Source organism: Pseudomonas avellanae BPIC 631, assembly GCF_000444135.1.
Taxonomy (GTDB): Bacteria; Pseudomonadota; Gammaproteobacteria; order Pseudomonadales; family Pseudomonadaceae; genus Aquipseudomonas; species Aquipseudomonas avellanae.
Genome location: NZ_ATDK01000186.1, coordinates 1 through 215, shown reverse-complemented (window position 1 = coordinate 215; position 215 = coordinate 1). Strand labels below are relative to the sequence as shown.

Here is a 215-nt window from a genome sequence, read left to right as displayed (position 1 = left end):
GAGGGGCGAAAAGGTGCCTTGATCAGTGAACATATCCAACTGACATCGCAGAACCGCTGTGTTGTGCTCCATGCCATAGATCTGCGCCGCACGATAGTTGTATCGTTGCCGCAGCACAGCGTTGTGCCTGGCCCGCAGTCACTGCACATAAACGAAAGCGCTTTTTCATCGCTATGGCATTGACGACGCAGAGTGCGACGTAAGTGACGGCTGAG

Annotated in this window: 1 protein-coding gene; it reads left to right on the top strand. The window is 54.4% G+C overall.

Features of this window, described 5'->3' with window-relative positions:
* Positions 1–183 (top strand): hypothetical protein (locus DW49_RS1000000133330; protein ID WP_206539572.1); only part of this gene is annotated, 183 nt, incomplete at its 5' end.
* Between the last annotated feature and the right edge of the window lie 32 nt (positions 184–215).